At 32.7% G+C, this 17,277-nt stretch carries 11 protein-coding genes, 2 tRNA genes and 1 rRNA gene; 11 read left to right on the forward strand and 3 right to left on the reverse strand.

From position 1 onward, the window contains the following. The 5 genes from rrf to ACM55H_RS10965 all read left to right on the forward strand — a co-directional run bounded on the left by rrf (window position 1) and on the right by ACM55H_RS10965 (window position 5,367). Window positions 1-109 (forward strand): 5S ribosomal RNA (gene rrf / locus ACM55H_RS10945). Window positions 110-172: 63 nt separating this feature from the next. Then, window positions 173-245, forward strand: a tRNA-Phe gene (locus ACM55H_RS10950). 6 nt (window positions 246-251) lie between these two features. Continuing rightward, window positions 252-337 (forward strand) — tRNA-Leu (locus ACM55H_RS10955). A gap of 636 nt (window positions 338-973) precedes the next feature. After that, the gene (locus ACM55H_RS10960; protein ID WP_416836524.1) at window positions 974-2,806 is read left to right on the forward strand and encodes a DNA methyltransferase; all 1,833 of its coding nucleotides are present in this window, start codon (window positions 974-976) and stop codon (window positions 2,804-2,806) included. A 2-nt stretch (window positions 2,807-2,808) separates the two neighbouring features. Further along, window positions 2,809-5,367 (forward strand): DEAD/DEAH box helicase family protein, encoded by a 2,559-nt coding sequence (locus ACM55H_RS10965; protein ID WP_416836525.1) that lies wholly within the window; start codon window positions 2,809-2,811, stop codon window positions 5,365-5,367. Window positions 5,368-5,392: 25 nt separating this feature from the next. On the opposite strand, the gene ACM55H_RS10970 is transcribed toward ACM55H_RS10965, so the two are convergent. The 3 genes from ACM55H_RS10970 to ACM55H_RS10980 are packed head-to-tail and all read right to left on the reverse strand — an operon-like array spanning window position 5,393 to window position 7,329. Then, the gene (locus tag ACM55H_RS10970) at window positions 5,393-6,034 is read right to left on the reverse strand and encodes an endonuclease III domain-containing protein (protein WP_416836526.1); all 642 of its coding nucleotides are present in this window, start codon (window positions 6,032-6,034) and stop codon (window positions 5,393-5,395) included. Window positions 6,035-6,038: 4 nt separating this feature from the next. After that, on the reverse strand, window positions 6,039-6,428 hold the full coding sequence (gene msrB, locus ACM55H_RS10975; RefSeq protein ID WP_416836527.1) for a peptide-methionine (R)-S-oxide reductase MsrB: 390 nt from the start codon (window positions 6,426-6,428) through the stop codon (window positions 6,039-6,041). Window positions 6,429-6,462: 34 nt separating this feature from the next. After that, complete coding sequence (locus tag ACM55H_RS10980) at window positions 6,463-7,329, reverse strand: alpha/beta fold hydrolase (RefSeq protein ID WP_416836528.1); 867 nt, start codon at window positions 7,327-7,329, stop codon at window positions 6,463-6,465. 189 nt (window positions 7,330-7,518) lie between these two features. On the opposite strand from ACM55H_RS10980, the gene ACM55H_RS10985 reads away from it, so the two are divergent. From ACM55H_RS10985 to ACM55H_RS11010, 6 genes are all read left to right on the forward strand, one after another. Next, window positions 7,519-8,940, forward strand: a complete 1,422-nt coding sequence (locus ACM55H_RS10985) for a glycogen synthase (protein ID WP_416836529.1) — start codon at window positions 7,519-7,521, stop codon at window positions 8,938-8,940. Further along, window positions 8,937-10,217, forward strand: a complete 1,281-nt coding sequence (locus ACM55H_RS10990; RefSeq protein ID WP_416836530.1) for a glucose-1-phosphate adenylyltransferase — start codon at window positions 8,937-8,939, stop codon at window positions 10,215-10,217. Before ACM55H_RS10985 ends, ACM55H_RS10990 begins: the two co-directional genes overlap by 4 nt. Before the next feature lie 71 nt (window positions 10,218-10,288). Further along, window positions 10,289-12,196 carry a 1,4-alpha-glucan branching protein GlgB gene (gene glgB / locus ACM55H_RS10995; RefSeq protein ID WP_416836531.1) on the forward strand — a complete coding sequence of 636 codons (1,908 nt, stop codon included), beginning with the start codon at window positions 10,289-10,291 and terminating at the stop codon, window positions 12,194-12,196. Between the two features lie 200 nt (window positions 12,197-12,396). Continuing rightward, window positions 12,397-14,796 carry a glycoside hydrolase family 31 protein gene (locus tag ACM55H_RS11000; RefSeq protein ID WP_416836532.1) on the forward strand — a complete coding sequence of 800 codons (2,400 nt, stop codon included), beginning with the start codon at window positions 12,397-12,399 and terminating at the stop codon, window positions 14,794-14,796. Window positions 14,797-14,884: 88 nt separating this feature from the next. Next, a complete protein-coding gene (locus tag ACM55H_RS11005) occupies window positions 14,885-15,700 on the forward strand; it encodes a M48 family metallopeptidase (protein WP_416836533.1) in 816 nt (271 codons plus the stop codon). Between the two features lie 207 nt (window positions 15,701-15,907). Continuing rightward, window positions 15,908-17,233 carry an MFS transporter gene (locus ACM55H_RS11010; RefSeq protein ID WP_416836534.1) on the forward strand — a complete coding sequence of 442 codons (1,326 nt, stop codon included), beginning with the start codon at window positions 15,908-15,910 and terminating at the stop codon, window positions 17,231-17,233. The last annotated feature ends 44 nt before the right edge of the window (window positions 17,234-17,277 follow it).

Consider the following 17,277-nt stretch of genomic DNA (forward strand, 5'->3'; position numbering starts at 1 on the left):
AAGGTGGTTATTGCGGCGGGGCTCACCTCTTCCCATCCCGAACAGAGTAGTTAAGCCCGCCTGCGCAGATGGTACTGCAGTTATGTGGGAGAGTATGTCGTCGCCTTTCTTTGAAAACCCTGTTCTTACGAACGGGGTTTTTTATTCATACTTTCATTATAGGAAAGTATATGGTACCTTAGCTCAGATGGTAGAGCAATGGACTGAAAATCCATGTGTCCCTGGTTCGATCCCTGGAGGTACCACAAAATGCTCGGATGGTGAAATTGGTAGACACGCTGGACTTAAAATCCAGTGAACAGCAATGTTCGTGCGGGTTCAAGTCCCGCTCTGAGTACAAGAAACTTCAGTTAGCTAACGCTGGCTGAAGTTTTTTTATTTTACAAAAAATCCTCATTATTTTTTTGATGAGGATTTTTTCGTTTATATACTACTTTAGTTTAAGATAATTTTTGTAACCTTTTGAAAATGTTTTATTTATGTTTTTATTGAAAATATTTAAGATTTCTGATTTCTGATGACCCATAAATATTTATATTGCTAATCAAATAAAAAATATATATTTTTTGCTTATAATATCTTGGTCGAAAATCCGCAATCAGAAATCGTTAATCTATATTCAGTAAAAATTTAACTTAATAGCATTAAGCTATTGCTCAGATAAGTTTTTACTTATACTATTAGTATAGAAATTAACACCTATATTTGCTATCCAATAAAAAACGAAACCATAGAAAAATAATAAAGACATATAAAAATTAGCGTTTAGCGAATAAGCCTGTATCTGAAATCGACCAAATTTTTTATACCTACAGGGAAGTTTAAGATAACGTTCACGCGTAGGTGTGGGCGTTGCTTTACTTTGTAGGTAGGGTTCTTGGTCGGACCTCAGATACGAGTAAGGTAATTAGCCTACGCCTATTTTTTTTGACTTTTTTCAAATTTACTTCTCTGAAAAAATAAAAATAACGCAATGAAACTCTACGCTTCTCTTGAAACAGTCTTAAAAAATGAACCCAATTATGTTACCGATGACGGAAAATTAAAAAAATGGGTGGTTATAACCAAAGCTCAAAATTATGATGCTGAATTAATAGGATTGTTGCTTGATGATGCAGTATTAAAAGCGAAGTTTTTTCTGAATGTGAAAGGTATTTTGGTTTTTAATCAATCCCTGTTTATTCAATTTCTGGAACAAAAAAATTACTTGAACGACAGCTATACAGCTTATAAAAACAAAATTGGTTTAACCATTGGCGACAAATATTTAAAACAGCGAAACGAAGTGGCTTTAGTATGGCCTTTTAAAGACTGCGTATTAGAAGGCGGGCAAAGTCGGGAAGAAGATAAACGTGAAGAAATATTTTTTAATGAAACTCTTGCGCAAGATGAGATTAGTCAACTTTTAGAACCAAAAGTTTTAACCAACGCTAAAAGATATACGGCAAATGGCGAGAGTTTGCTTGATAAATTCAACAGAAACGATAAAGGAATAATTACAGATAACCTTATTATTAAAGGAAATAACCTTTTGGCGTTGCATACTTTAAAAGAAGAATTTGCTGGAAAAGTGAAATTGATTTATATAGATCCTCCGTACAATACAGGAAATGATGGATTTAAGTATAATGATAATTTCAATCATTCTTCGTGGCTATCATTCATGAAAAATCGCTTTGATATTGCCAAAGATTTATTATCAGATGATGGAGTTATCTTTGTTAGCTTAGACGATAAAGAAGCGCATTATTGCAAAGTATTGATGGATGAAATTTTTAAGCGAGAAAACTTTATTGCAGATATTTGTCATAAATCTAGAGGTTCAATTTCAAATGACAAAATTATTTCGCCCAATCATAACCATATTTTGCTTTTTGCAAAAAATGAAAGACTTGTATTTTCCAAAAAAGAAAAATTTGGAGTTAAAAAATCGCTTGAAGGTTTTAAATTAAAGGATGAAAGAGGTGATTATAAATTAGTCCCTGTTGATGGTCCTGGTGGAGCTGCTAAAGGTAATCCTTTTTATGATTTTGATGGTATTGAAGGATATTGGAGATTTTCGAAAGAAAAAATGCAAAAAATGTATGAGGAAGGATTAGTTGTAAAAACCGCAACGGGACTTCAACAAAAATATTATAAAGAGAAAGCAGTATTGTCTAAACAAACTGTTACAACTTGGTGGGATGAAAATTTTTTGACATCTTCAGCAACAAGTGAATTAAAAAAATTAATGGGTGATGAAGTCTTTAAAAATCCAAAAAATACTAATCTATTAAAACGTATAGTAGAATTATGGACAGAAAAGGAAGATATAGTTCTAGATTATCATGCAGGTTCAGGAACAACGGCACATGCAGTTTTAGAATTAAACAAAGAAGATGGTGGAAACAGAAAATTTATCATTTGTGAACAAATGAATTATATAGAGACTGTTACAGCAGAAAGAATAAAAAAAGTAATTGCAAATAACAAAGTTGGCGAATTCGTTTACTTCGAACTTAAAAAACACAATCAGACTTTTGTTGAGCAAATACAAGATGCACAAACTATAGGTGATTTGCTGAAAATTTGGGAAGAGATGAAAGCTAAATCTTTCCTTAGCTATAATGTGGATTTGCAAAAGCAAGATGCACATATTGATGATTTTAAAGCTCTAACGTTTACAGAACAACAACAGCATTTGATGGAACTGCTAGACAAAAATCAATTGTATGTTAACTTTTCTTCATTGGCTGACAATGAGTTTGATATTTCAGTTGAAGAAAAGAAAATAACGGCGGATTTTTATCAAATAAAAAATAAGTAGCGATGAGTTTATTACACGATACTTTTAACAATCCATTTGGAAAAAAAGAAATAGCCAGAGTTTCTTTACCAAACTATGTTTCTGATAACTTAAAGCCGGGTTATGGTCAAAGACCTTATCAAATAGAGGCATTTAAACGATTTGTTTATTTATATAACGAGGATTTTGAAGGGAAACCTCCAAAACCTTTTCACTTGCTTTACAATATGGCAACCGGAAGCGGTAAAACCCTTGTGATGGCTGGTTTAATGCTTTATTTATATGAAAAAGGGTATCGTAATTTTTTGTTTTTTGTGAATTCAAATAATATCATCAAGAAGACGAAGGATAACTTTTTGAATTCGCAAACTTCTAAATATTTATTCAGTGATAAAATTGTGGTTGACGGTCGGGAAGTCTATATCAAAGAAATCGATACTTTTGAAAGTGCAGATGATAAGAACATCAATATTAAATTCACCACTATTCAGCAACTGCATATTGACTTGAATAACACCAAGGAAAATAGCGTTACTTACGAAGACTTTGAGGACAAAAAAATAGTCTTAATTGCAGATGAAGCACACCATTTGAATTCGGCAACCAAAAGTAATGGCGTTTTATTCGGAAGTTGGGAAGGTACCGTTTTGGAAATATTGAATCAGAATTTTGAAAATATTTTATTAGAGTTTACTGCTACATTGGATTACGGTAGTAAAGAAATAACAAACAAATATCAAGATAAAGTTATTTACAAATATGATCTGGCGCAATTTAGAACAGATAAATACTCTAAAGAAATAAACCTTGTGAGGTCTTTGTATGACGAAAAAGGACGCATAATGCAAGCTTTGATTTTGAACTTGTACCGACAGGAATTGGCAACTGCTAATAATATTAATTTAAAACCCGTAATCCTTTTTAAAGCAAAGAAAACCATTAAAGAGTCGGAACAAAATAAAATAAATTTTCACGAACTCATTGATGAAATGTCGGCCTCATTGGTTGACAAAATAAGAGATACTGCGACTGTTACAGTACTTCAAAAGGCTTTCCTATTCTTTGACGTAAAAAATATTTCATCAACGGAGATGGCAAATCGCATAAAGTCAAATTTTAAATTTGAAAATTGTATCAGTGCTAATAATGATGTTGAAGCCGAGAAAAATCAATTACTGTTAAATTCATTAGAGGAAGAAAATAATCCAATCAGAGCTGTTTTTGCGGTTCAAAAATTAAATGAAGGATGGGATGTTTTGAACTTGTTTGACATTGTTCGGCTATACGAAACAAGAGACGGTAAAGATGGAAAAATCGGTTCTACAACACTTTCGGAAGCACAACTTATTGGCAGGGGCGCGAGATATTTTCCGTTTGCTTTGGAAACGGGACAAGACAAATTCACGAGAAAATATGATGATGACGTAACCAACGATTTAAAAATATTGGAGGAATTGTATTATCACACTAAAGAAGACAGCCGATATATCTCGGAACTGAAGAAAGCCCTTGTGGAGTCCGGTGTTTATGAAGACGAGGATAGATTGGAAACAAAACAACTTACCCTAAAAGAAGATTTCAAACAAACCCATTTTTATAAAAACGGGATGGTTGTTTTTAATAAGAAAAAAGAGAAAAGTTATGACAATGTAAAATCGTTTGCGGATTTGGGTGTTTCGAGAAAGAACTATAAATATCAACTTTCATCGGGGTTTGGTAAAATGACAAGTGCTTTTTTTGAAATGGAGGTACAGTATGAAGCAGAAGTGCAACATTCAAAAGACATTAAACTTTCAGCTATACCAAAACACGTTATCAGATATGCACTTTCTCAAAATCCATTTTTCTATTTTGATAGTTTAGAACGGTATTTTCCAAACGTTGGTTCGTTATCGAATTTCATTGATAGTACAGACTATTTGGGAAGTCTTGAAATTATTTTCAGTGGTTCTGGAACAAGACTTTCGGATATTACTAACAGTGATTATTTACTTTCTATTCAAGGACTTTTACAGACCATTGAAATGGAAATGAAATTGAACTTGACAGAGTTTGAAGGTTCAAATTATATCAAAGAATATGTTCACAAAATTTTTAAAGACAAAGAAATTAGAGTTTCAAAAGATAACGAAAGAGCAAATGGACAAGAAGAATTAGTAGCTAACAAACCTTGGTATGTTTATAATGCCAACTATGGAACCAGTGAAGAAAAAGCTTTTGTCTCCATGTTTTCAAGAAGATTTGAAAGTTTAAATAAAAAATTTGATAATATTTTCCTTATCAGAAATGAACGAGAAATAAAAATTATCGATAAGTTAGGACGTGCTTTTGAACCTGACTTTATTTTGTTTTGCAAACAAAAAGAAGGAGAGGAATTGACTTATCAAGTTTTTATAGAACCCAAAGGTGCTCATTTAGTTGCCCACGATAAGTGGAAAGAAGATTTTCTAAAAGAAATTAGAGAAGAAGAATATACAATCAAAATACATACAGACAAATATAAAATCACAGGTGTGCCTTTCTATAATAATGCTGATGAAACTAAATTTAAAGGTAATTTAGAAAGTGCGTTGGAAATGTAACTTGAATTCTTTATCACCCCAAACACTACTGATGCTCTCTATAATACTCACAGATCCCATTAACAGGACATTCAGGACACTTAGGTTGTGGTCGACAAATTTCTCTTCCCAGAAATGAAATAGCCATCCCAATTTCGCCCCAAATTTCTCTTGGCAGCACTTGCATGAGTTGTTTTTCAACTTTGATACCGTCTTTGGCTTCGGTAATAAATCCAATTCTGGGAGCAACACGGATAACGTGTAAATCGGCGATGATTCCTTCCGCAGGAACTTTTGCTTCGCGCATAATAACATTGGCTGATTTTCGTCCGATACCTTTTAATGCAACTAAACCCTCCATAGTGAGCGGAATACTTTCATCTTTTTGGATGGTTTGCGCGATTTCCAGCAACCAGTTTGCTTTGGTACCAAAGTTTCTAACACTAGAGATATGTGGTATTAATGCCTCTGGATTCGACACCGCCAAACTTTTTATATTTGGATATGCTTCAAATAAAGCGGGAGCAATTTTATTGACATGAGCATCAGAATCTTGCGCCGAAAGTACCACCATTACCAATAATTGGTATAAATTATGGTAGTCCAATGGATGTTTCTTTCCTTTGTATTTTGTTAGAATAGGTTCTAATTTTTTAGCCCAATCATTTGAGTTTTCAAATAAATCCATAGCATTATTCTTTAAAGTCCACTGATAAGGAATTCACGCAATACCGTTGTCCCGTTTTAGTAGGTCCGTCATCAAATACATGTCCGAGGTGGCTACCGCAATTGGCACAAAGAATTTCAGTACGTTTCATATCATGTGTAACATCCGAGATGTATTGTACTTTTCCAGGAATTGATTCATCAAAAGAGGGCCAACCGCAATGTGCGTCAAATTTGGAATTACTTTCAAACAAAGGTTCTCCGCAGGCACCACAGCAATAGGTTCCTTTTTCGTAATGCAGGTTATACGTTCCAGTGTGAGGGTATTCAGTTCCTTTTTGACGAAGAATTCGGTAGCGTTCAGCTCCTAATTGTTCTTTCCATTCTTGTTCTGTTTTTTCTAAAGGATATTTCATGATTTATAGTTTTATATATAACTGTGTAATACGGTTATTTATTTTGAATGAATTGAACTGTTTTTTCAATTACTTTAGGGTTCCCAAGAATTTTCCTGTGTCCTAAGCCATTGGTTAATAATAATTCTCCATTTTTTAAGTATTTATGAATGTGTATTCCAGCTTTTACCGGAACTTCGGGATCATCATTATCATGAATCACTAAAATAGGAATAGTAGTTTCTTGCGCCGCTAAAAAAGCCGAATAACTAATCATTTCTTCCTTATATATCTTTTCGAAATGCAAACGCAAACGAGTGCTTATACTTGGTTTCAATCCTAATTTTGCCACAAAGTCATCCATTATGTCTTGTACTATATCGCCACTACCAATAACAACGGCATGATTTACTTTTAATCCTTTTTTTATGGCATTCAAAACTGACATACCACCCAGTGAATGACCAATTGCAGCTTCAAATGGTCCAAATTGATTGTCAATCTCTAAAATGGTAGCAATAAAGTCAACCATAATAGTGTTTTTTCCAGGTGATTTTCCATGTGCAGGCGCATCAAAACTAATAGTGGAATATCCTGCTTTTAATAACTCGTCAGCTATTTTGAATAATTGAGTGCCTCTCCCAGACCAACCATGAACCAATAAAATTTTCTTCTCACTTTTTCCATATTGGTATAAATTGACCTCTTTGTCAATGGCTGGAATCTTGATTAATTTTTGGGTACTATTTCGATCCATTTCCAATTCTCTTTTTGGAATTTTATGTTTTATGGGGGTCGTAAATAGTTTGGCAGCAAATAATGTAATTAATTTTGGCGAAATAAAAGAGATTAATTTACTGGTTAATAAGATAATCTTAGGAATTTTCAATGATTGTATATGAATAGAAGTTTTTTTTGTCATTTCAATAAATTTTCATGCGTGTTATTATGTTATGGTTTTTTTACTAAATTTAGAAAAACATAAAAGTAATATTTTTTACAAAGGTTTTATAGGTATTAACATAAAAGACGGAAATAATAAATATTTAGAATTGTTAAAAAAAGACCTGAATAAAATTAGAATTAACTGAAAAACAACAAAATTTCATAAATGGAAATATTTCATATCAGTGCAGAGTGTTACCCAGTAGCAAAAGTTGGCGGTTTAGCCGATGTTGTGGGTGCATTACCAAAATATCAAAATAATGCAGGACATCTTGTAAGAGTAGTAATACCTTGTTATGATTCAAAATTTAGAAACGAAAATGAGTTTGAATGTGTACATTGGGGACATGTAAAATTAGGGAGTTTTAATTTTCCTTTTAACGTTCTCAAGGAAAAAACAGACAAGTTGGGATTTGAATTGTATCTGGTAGAAATCCCCGAATTATTTGACAGAAAAGAAGTTTATGGTTATCAGGATGATATTGAACGTTTTTTATCATTCCAAATTGCCACTTTAGACTGGATTATAGGAAGAAATGAAGTTCCGGATGTTATTAATTGCCATGATCATCACACGGGTTTAGTTCCTTTTATGATGTTGTATTGTCATAAATACGAAAAATTGCGTAATACACCTTCTATGATTACCATTCATAATGGTTTGTATCAAGGGCAATTCGGATTTGATAAATTATATTATATTCCTGAATTTGATTTGAGTCATGTTAAAGTTTTAGAATGGGATAATTGTATCAATTCGCTAGCAGTAGGAATTAAATGTGCTTGGGCGGTAACCACAGTTTCCCCAAATTATCTAAATGAAATAAATTATTCGGCTAATGGTTTAGAATCCTTGTTTAATTTGGTACGTTATAAATCCAGAGGAATTTTGAACGGAATAGATATTGAAGTTTGGGATCCTGCCAAAGATGCGATGCTTGAAAAAAACTATTCGATTAAAAATTTTGAAAACGGCAAGCAGGAAAATAAAGAAAAATTATGTAGCCTTTTTAATTTAGATCCAACAAAACCGCTTTTTAGTTTTATTGGAAGATTATTAGAAGAAAAAGGAGGGGATTTATTACCGCACGCTTCAGCACTTGCATTATCTGAAAATTATGCAGCAATTAATATTTTAATTTTAGGTTCTGGAAATCCAACAATTGAAAAGCAACTGAACAGCTTATTGGATGATTATAAAGGTAACTACAATACTTTTATTGGATACAATGAAGAATTAGCCCATTTAATTTATGCTGGTTCTGATTTTCTGTTAATGCCTTCCAGAGTGGAACCATGTGGCTTAAATCAAATGTATTCATTGCGATACGGAACAATTCCTATTGTTAGAAGGACAGGAGGATTAAAAGATACTGTTATTGATTTTGGAGATGATGGAAATGGGATTTGCCATGACCAAGCAACAGTAGGGGATGTTTGTTATTCGATTCAAAGAGCAGTCGATTTATATGACGATAAAAAACATTTAAATAAAATCAGAAAAATAGGAATGAGCACAGATCATTCTTGGGAAAGAGTCTGTCAAGAATATATAGAAATGTACAATTTAATAATTAAGAAGAAATGAAAGCTAAAAAGAAAAATGTTATTGCAATTATTTTAGGAGGAGGACAAGGATCCAGATTATACCCATTGACAGAAACAAGATCTAAACCAGCTGTTCCGATAGGAGGTAAATATAGATTGGTAGATATTCCTATTTCAAATTGTATGAATTCGGATATTTATAGAATGTTTGTATTGACACAATTCAACTCGGCTTCTTTAAATGCGCATATTAAAAATACGTACAACTTTAGTATTTTTAGTCATGCCTTTGTTGATATTCTTGCTGCGGAACAAACGCCAGATAATCCAACTTGGTTTCAAGGAACTGCAGATGCTGTAAGACAATGTATGCCCCATTTTTTGAATCATGATTTTGATTATGCTTTGATTCTTTCCGGAGATCAGCTGTATCAGATGGATTTCAACGAAATGCTAGAAGAGCACATCAAAAATGAAGCTGATATTTCCATTGCTACTTTACCGGTAAATGCAAAGGATGCTCCTGAATTTGGAATTTTAAAAACAAATTCAGAAAGTTGTATCGAGTCGTTTATTGAAAAACCAGCCAAAGAATTATTGCCGGATTGGGAATCGGATGTGAGTGAGCAAATGAAAAGCGAAGGAAAACATTACTTGGCTTCTATGGGAATCTACATATTCAACAAAAAATTGTTGGTAGAAATCATGTCAAATAAAGAAACTAAAGACTTTGGTAAAGAAATTATTCCACAAGCTGTAGGGCATAAAAAGATATTAAGTTACCAATATGAAGGATATTGGACTGATATTGGTAATATTGATTCCTTTTTTGAAGCTAATATTGGATTAACGGAAGACTTGCCTAAGTTTAATTTATTTGATAACGACAATAAAATTTACACTAGACCAAGATTGTTACCGCCATCGAAATTTCAAAAAACAACTGTTGACAGATCATTAATTTCTGAAGGTTGTATATTGAATGCCCAAGAAATAAACCATTCTGTAATTGGTATTCGATCTAGAATTGGTGAAGGAACCATAATTCAAAATTGTTATGTAATGGGGAATGATTTCTACCAGAATATTGACGATATGAATGAAGATGTTAAAAACAATAAACAATTAATAGGTATTGGAGAAAGATGTTTTATAAATAATGCTCTTGTTGATAAAAACTGTAGAATAGGTAATGATGTTTATATTAACGGAGGCAGTCATTTAGAAGATTTTTCAAATGAATTGTACGCTATTAAAGACGGAATTGTTGTTATTAAAAAAGGTGCAGTTATACCTGACAATTATATCATAAAGTAAATTTACAAACTGTTTTTTCTTTAATTTAATGTTCTAATTATTTTTTTGTAATTAGAAATACACAATAAAATATGAATAAAGTTATCTCGCATTCCCTTTTTACCGATTTTGATATCGATTTGTTTAAAGCTGGGAAACATTTTAGACTTTACGAAAAACTAGGAGCACATCTTGTAACAGTTGATGGTGTTGATGGTGTTTATTTTGCAGTTTGGGCTCCAACTGCGCATTCTGTATCTGTGGTTGGGGATTTTAATTTTTGGACGCAAGGAGAGCATTTGTTGCAAGTGCGTTGGGATTCATCAGGTATTTGGGAAGGGTTTATCCCCAACATTACAAAAGGTGCGACCTATAAATATAAAATAGAATCCAATAATGGAGGAATTGTTACTGAAAAAGCAGATCCTTTTGCTTTTTACTGTGAAAAACCACCACATACTGCCTCTGTAGTTTGGGATTTAGATTATAAATGGAAAGATAAAAACTGGATGAAAACGCGTCAAAACCATAATGGTTTGGACAAACCTTATTCAGTTTATGAAGTGCATTTAGGTTCTTGGAAACGTCATGCTGAAGAAAATCGTTTTTTGACTTACTTAGAATTTGCGGAGGATTTGGTAAATTATGTAAAAGAAACGGGCTTTACTCATGTAGAGTTCATGCCTATAATGGAGTATCCGTATGATCCTTCTTGGGGGTATCAATTAGTAGGTTATTTTGCGCCAACTTCCCGTTTTGGAAATCCACAGGATTTTATGCATTTGGTAGACAAATTACATGAAGCAGGAATTGGAGTAATTTTGGATTGGGTGCCTTCTCATTTTCCAGATGATGCGCATGGTTTAGGATTTTTCGATGGATCAAATCTTTTTGAACATCCTGATCGTAGAAAAGGGTATCATCCGGATTGGAAAAGTTTAGTTTTTAATTATGGACGAAATGAAGTTCGTTCGTTTTTAATTAGTAATGCGTTATTCTGGTTACAATATTATCATGCCGATGCGTTACGAGTTGATGCAGTGGCTTCCATGTTATATTTGGATTATTCCAGAAATGATGGGGAATGGGAACCTAATATTTACGGAGGAAGAGAAAATCTGGATACTATAAGTTTCTTAAAAGAGTTTAATGAAGCTGTTTATCTGAATTATGAAGGAGTTCAAACCATTGCTGAGGAAAGTACTTCTTTCCCTATGGTTTCAAGACCAACATCCGTTGGTGGATTAGGCTTTGGAATGAAATGGATGATGGGGTGGATGCACGATACTTTGGAATATTTTCAAAAAGATACCGTGTATAGAAAATACCATCAAAATGATTTGACTTTTTCAATGACCTATACTTTTTCTGAAAATTTCATGTTGCCGCTTTCCCATGACGAGGTTGTCTATGGAAAAAAATCAATTGCGGGAAGAATGCCTGGTGATGAATGGCAGAAATTTGCCAATTTAAGATTGTTGTATGGTTATATGTTCACACATCCCGGAACCAAATTATTGTTTATGGGAAGTGAATTTGGACAAAGTAGCGAATGGAATTTTGAAGGAAGTTTAGACTGGCATTTATTGCAATATCCGTTCCATGAAGGGGTGAAAAAATTGATTACTGATTTGAATAAATTGTATAAAACGGAATCCGCTTTGCATGAAAAACAATTTAGTCCGGAAGGTTTTGAATGGATTAATTATTCAGATCACCAAAATGCGGTGATGTCTTTCATTCGAAAAGGAAATAATCCAAAAGAAGATGTGATTGTAGTTTGCAATTTTACTCAGGTAGTTCGTCCTAATTATCGTATTGGTTTACCAAGAAAAGGGAAATTAATCGAAATTTTTAATAGTGACGCTGCTGATTATGGAGGAAGCGGGCTTTCTAATCCTAAAAAATTGACCGTTGAAGCCATGCCTTATGACGGAAGGGATTATTCTACAGAATTACTTTTACCACCTTTAAGTGTAACTGTTTTCAAAATTTCATAAATAAATTTTTTACTTATAGTATCAAATTGCATTACTAATAAATTTCATCCAATATGGAAATAATTAGTAATGTGATTTGGTATTACTATGTCTTGAATATTACAACGTTTTCGTGAATAAACACAAGATATGCAGCTGTTTACAAAGTATTTTTTGTAAGTTTGAGTAGCAAATTGACAGCAAAATCAATACCACAGAAAATGATTACAAATACAGAATTAGAATATAAAGGAGATTTATATCCCACAAAAATAGTTTCCTTTGAACATGAAGTAGATTCCGTTTTTTTTCATACAGACAATAGTGTGATATTAAAAGTAACTGTCTTAAGAGATAGTTTAATACGTTTTCGATTTACCACAAAAGGATATTTTAGTAATGATTTTTCGTATGCTATTGACAAAAGTCATTCTCACGGATATAATTTTCTTGAGGTTTCTGAGGTAGAAGATTATTATCAGATAAAAACCAGTAAAGTGCAATGCAGAATTCAAAAAATAGATGTGCGATTGTCTATTTTTGATTTGGAAGACCATCTGATTTTAGAAGATGAATTGGGTTTTCATTGGGAAGAAAGCTATGAATATGGGGGTAATATTGTAAAAATGAGTAAGTCTTCCAAAGATGGAGAATGTTTTTACGGACTTGGCGACAAAGCAACCCAATTGAATTTGAAAGGAAAAAGGCTGGAAAATTTTGCTACAGATCAATATGCTTTTCAAAAAGACCAAGAGCCATTATATAAAGTGGTTCCGTTTTACATTGGATTACACAATAAAAAGACTTATGGAATTTTCTTTGACAATACTTTCAGAACTTATTTTGATTTTTGTCACGAAAGAAGAAATGTAGCCAGTTATTGGGCTGAAGGTGGAGAAATGAATTATTATTTTATTTATGGACCACAAATGCAGGATGTAGTAACCACATTTACTGATTTGACCGGTAAACCGGAATTACCTCCACTTTGGGCACTTGGATATCACCAATGCAAATGGAGTTATTATCCGGAAAGTAATTTAAAAGAAGTAGCAGCTAAATTTAGAGAATTAAAAATTCCATGCGATGCCCTGTATTTGGATATTGATTATATGGAAGGTTTTCGATGTTTCACTTGGAATAAAGAATATTTTCCTGATCCCAAAAGAATGGTCGCTGAATTAGCTGAGGATGGTTTCAAAACTGTGGTAATCATTGATCCGGGAATCAAAATTGACAAAGAATATTCGATATACAAAGAAGCATTAGAAAAAGATTATTTCTGCAAAAGAGCCGATGGTCCTTACATGAAAGGAAAGGTTTGGCCTGGAGAATGTAATTTCCCAGATTATACAAATCCCGTAGTTAGAGAATGGTGGGCAGGTTTATTTAAAGAATTAGTTTCGGATATAGGAGTAAAAGGAGTGTGGAATGATATGAATGAGCCTGCCGTTATGGAGGTTCCTAATAAAACATTTCCAATGGATGTAAGGCATGATTACGATGGAAATCCATGTAGTCATAGAAAAGCGCATAATATTTATGGAACTCAAATGGCGAGAGCTACCTATCATGGTGTAAAAAGATTTGCTTATCCAAAAAGACCTTTCGTTATTACGCGATCAGCTTATGCCGGAGCACAACGATATTCGTCATCTTGGACAGGTGATAATGTTGCCACTTGGGAACATTTATGGATTGCGAATATTCAAGTGCAACGTATGTCTATTTCCGGGATGGGTTTCACAGGATCAGATATCGGAGGATTTGCAGAACAACCTTCGGGAGAATTGTACGCACGTTGGATTCAATTAGGAGTTTTTCATCCTTTTTGTAGAACCCATTCTTCTGGAGATCATGGAAATCAAGAGCCATGGGCCTTTGATGAAGAAGTTATTGATATTACCAGAAAGTTTGTCAGTTTGCGTTATCAGTTATTGCCGTATTTATATACTATGTTTTGGCAATATATTGAAGAAGGGATTCCAATGTTGAAACCATTGGTTTATTATGATCAAGAGGATATTCAAACACATTATAGAAATGACGAATTTATTTTTGGAAATCAAATTTTAGTTTGCCCTATTCTTGAGCCGAATTCTTTGGGGAGAAGAATGTATGTTCCTCGTGGACAGTGGTATAATTATTGGACAAATGTAGAAGTTAAAGGAGGAAAAGAAATTTGGGTAGATACTAAATTTGACCAAATCCCACTTTTTGTAAAATCAGGTGCCATAATTCCAAAATACCCTATCCAACAATACGTTGGAGAACTTGAATTTGATGAGTTAACATTAGATGTTTACTACAAATTAGGTAAAGAAAAGTCGGTAGTTTATGAGGATGCTCAAGATGGATATGATTATAAAAAAGGAAGATATAGTTTTCTGTCATTTCAAACAATAGGAAAGGAAAAAGAATTAATAATTCAGGTTCATAAAGAAGGAAAATACGATACTAATTATTCAAAATATAAAATAAATCTTATCGGTTTACCATTTAAAGTCAAAAAGATAGAAATTGATAATGAAAAAGTTTTATTTGATAAAATAACTTTTGAAAATGATAATTATTTAATTGTAGATAAAGAATTTACAGAGCTGCATATTATTGGAGAATAAACAAAAAAGTTGATACTTTTGAATTTAATTATATAAAAAGAAAATTAATAACTATTTGTATTTTTGTATACTAATTAAACTTAAAATTATGAAAAAACACTTATTAATAGGAGTTTGTGCGCTAGGTCTCGTTTATTCTTGTGCTACAAATCCTCTTACAGGAAAGAAAAGTTTAAATTTTGTTTCAAACAGTGAGTTGTTTCCATCATCGTTTCAACAATATGGTACTTTTTTAAAAGAAAATAAAGTAATTACTGGAACTGCTGATGCGAGAAGAGTTGAAACGGTTGGGATGCGAATTAAAGCAGCAGCAGAAAAATATTTGACCTATTTAGGACAATCACAATATTTGAGTGATTATCGTTGGGAATATAAATTAATTGATAGTAAAGAAGTGAATGCTTGGTGTATGCCAGGAGGGAAAATTGTTGTTTATTCAGGAATATTACCAATAACTAAAGATGATGCTGGGTTAGCTACCGTAATGGGACATGAAGTTTCACATGCATTGGCAAATCATGGGGCACAAAGAATGAGTGCTGCTCAATTGCAACAATTGGGAGCTGTAGGAGTTGCCGTTGCAACGGGAAGTCAAAGTGCAGAGAAACAACAAATGTGGCAACAATATTATGGATTAGGATCTCAGGTAGGAGTGATGCTTCCATTTAGTCGAAGTCATGAAAGTGAAGCTGATAAAATTGGACTTACATTGATGGCAATTGCGGGTTATAATCCAGATGATGCAGTAATTTTTTGGCAAAGAATGGCAGCACAGTCTGCAGGACAAGCACCACCAGAATTTATGAGTACACACCCATCTGATGCTACCAGAATTGCAAATTTAAAAGCATTGATTCCTGAAGCGAAAGCAACAGCTGCTAAAGTTGGAGTTATTTACAGATAAAAATACATTATTGATGTATATCATTATTATATTAACGAAGATTTAAATAGGCTATTCTCATCAAAAGAGAATAGCCTATTTTTTTATTTCAATTGTATTAACATAGGGCTGATTATGAGTTGATAACGATTTATTAATGTCAAATTAGTTACTTTTTGAATCATACTAAATAAAAAATAAATAAATTCGCAACATAAAAAAAGAAACATGGCAGATTTACCAAAAGGGAGTAAAAAATTATTAAATGCTTGGGCTTTTTATGATTGGGCAAACTCAGTTTATCCATTAGTCATTTCGTCTGCAGTATTTCCTATTTTTTATGAAGCATTATTTTCAGATAGAAATCATTATATAACCGTTTTTGGTTTTAGTGTTAAAAATTCTGCGTTGATTAGTTTTGTTACTGCTTTTGCCTTTTTAGTTGTGGCACTAATTTCTCCTTTGTTATCAGGAATCTCAGATTACGTTGGTAATAAAAAATCTTTTATGAAGTTTTTTTGTTATTTGGGAGCCTTATCCTGCGTGGGATTGTATTGGTTTAGTTTAGAAAATATTTATATCAGTTTATTATTTTATTTCTTAGGTTTGATTGGCTTTTGGGGTAGTTTAGTGTTTTACAATTCGTATTTACCTGATATTGCTTTTGTTGAACAACAAGATGAAACTAGTGCCAAAGGGTATTCTTATGGTTACATAGGAAGTGTTATATTGTTGATTGTCAATTTAGGTATGATTATGATGCCGGATATTTTTGGTATAACAGGAACTAAGGGTGAAGCCGCTATGAAAGCCATGCGATACTCTTTTATCATGGTAGGAATATGGTGGATTGTTTTTAGTCAATATACGTATTATTATTTACCAAAAGGAAGTAGAAATGCGGAGCGCAAAGTGACTAAAGCTTTAGTTTTTAATGGATTTAGAGAATTAAAAAAAGTTTGGCATTTATTGGAAGAAAATAGTGCTTTAAAAAAATATCTTGTTAGTTTTTTTGTTTATAGTATGGCTGTTCAGACGGTTATGCTTATTGCTACTTATTTTGGAGCACAAGAAATTACTTGGTCATCAAAAAGTGAAAGTACAACAGGTTTAATTATTTGTATTCTATTAATTCAGTTAGTAGCAATTGTTGGTGCAGTTTTAACCTCAAAAGCTTCAGAGAAGTTTGGAAACATTCCTACACTTATTGTGATTAATTGTTTCTGGGTTTTATTATGTGCGGCAGCTTACTTTATAACATTGCCAATACATTTTTATATTATGGCTGGTTTAGTAGGACTCGTAATGGGCGGAATTCAAGCTTTGTCACGTTCAACCTATTCTAAATTATTGCCAGAGACAGAAGATACGGCTTCCTTTTTTAGTTTTTTTGATGTTTCCGAAAAAATTGGGATTGTTATCGGAATGTTGGTTTATGGAATTATTGACCAAATTACCGGAAGTCCGCGATTTGCGATAGTTTTCTTAGGAGTATTTTTTATAATGGGTGTTATTTTATTGAAAAGAGTACCCAAAAACAATGCTTTGAATTAATAAAAAATAAAATAGCATTTCTGATTTTTGTTTTTTACACTTTA

The sequence above is a fragment of the Flavobacterium cryoconiti genome, from assembly GCF_048158645.1.
In the GTDB taxonomy this organism is placed as follows: Bacteria; Bacteroidota; Bacteroidia; order Flavobacteriales; family Flavobacteriaceae; genus Flavobacterium; species Flavobacterium cryoconiti.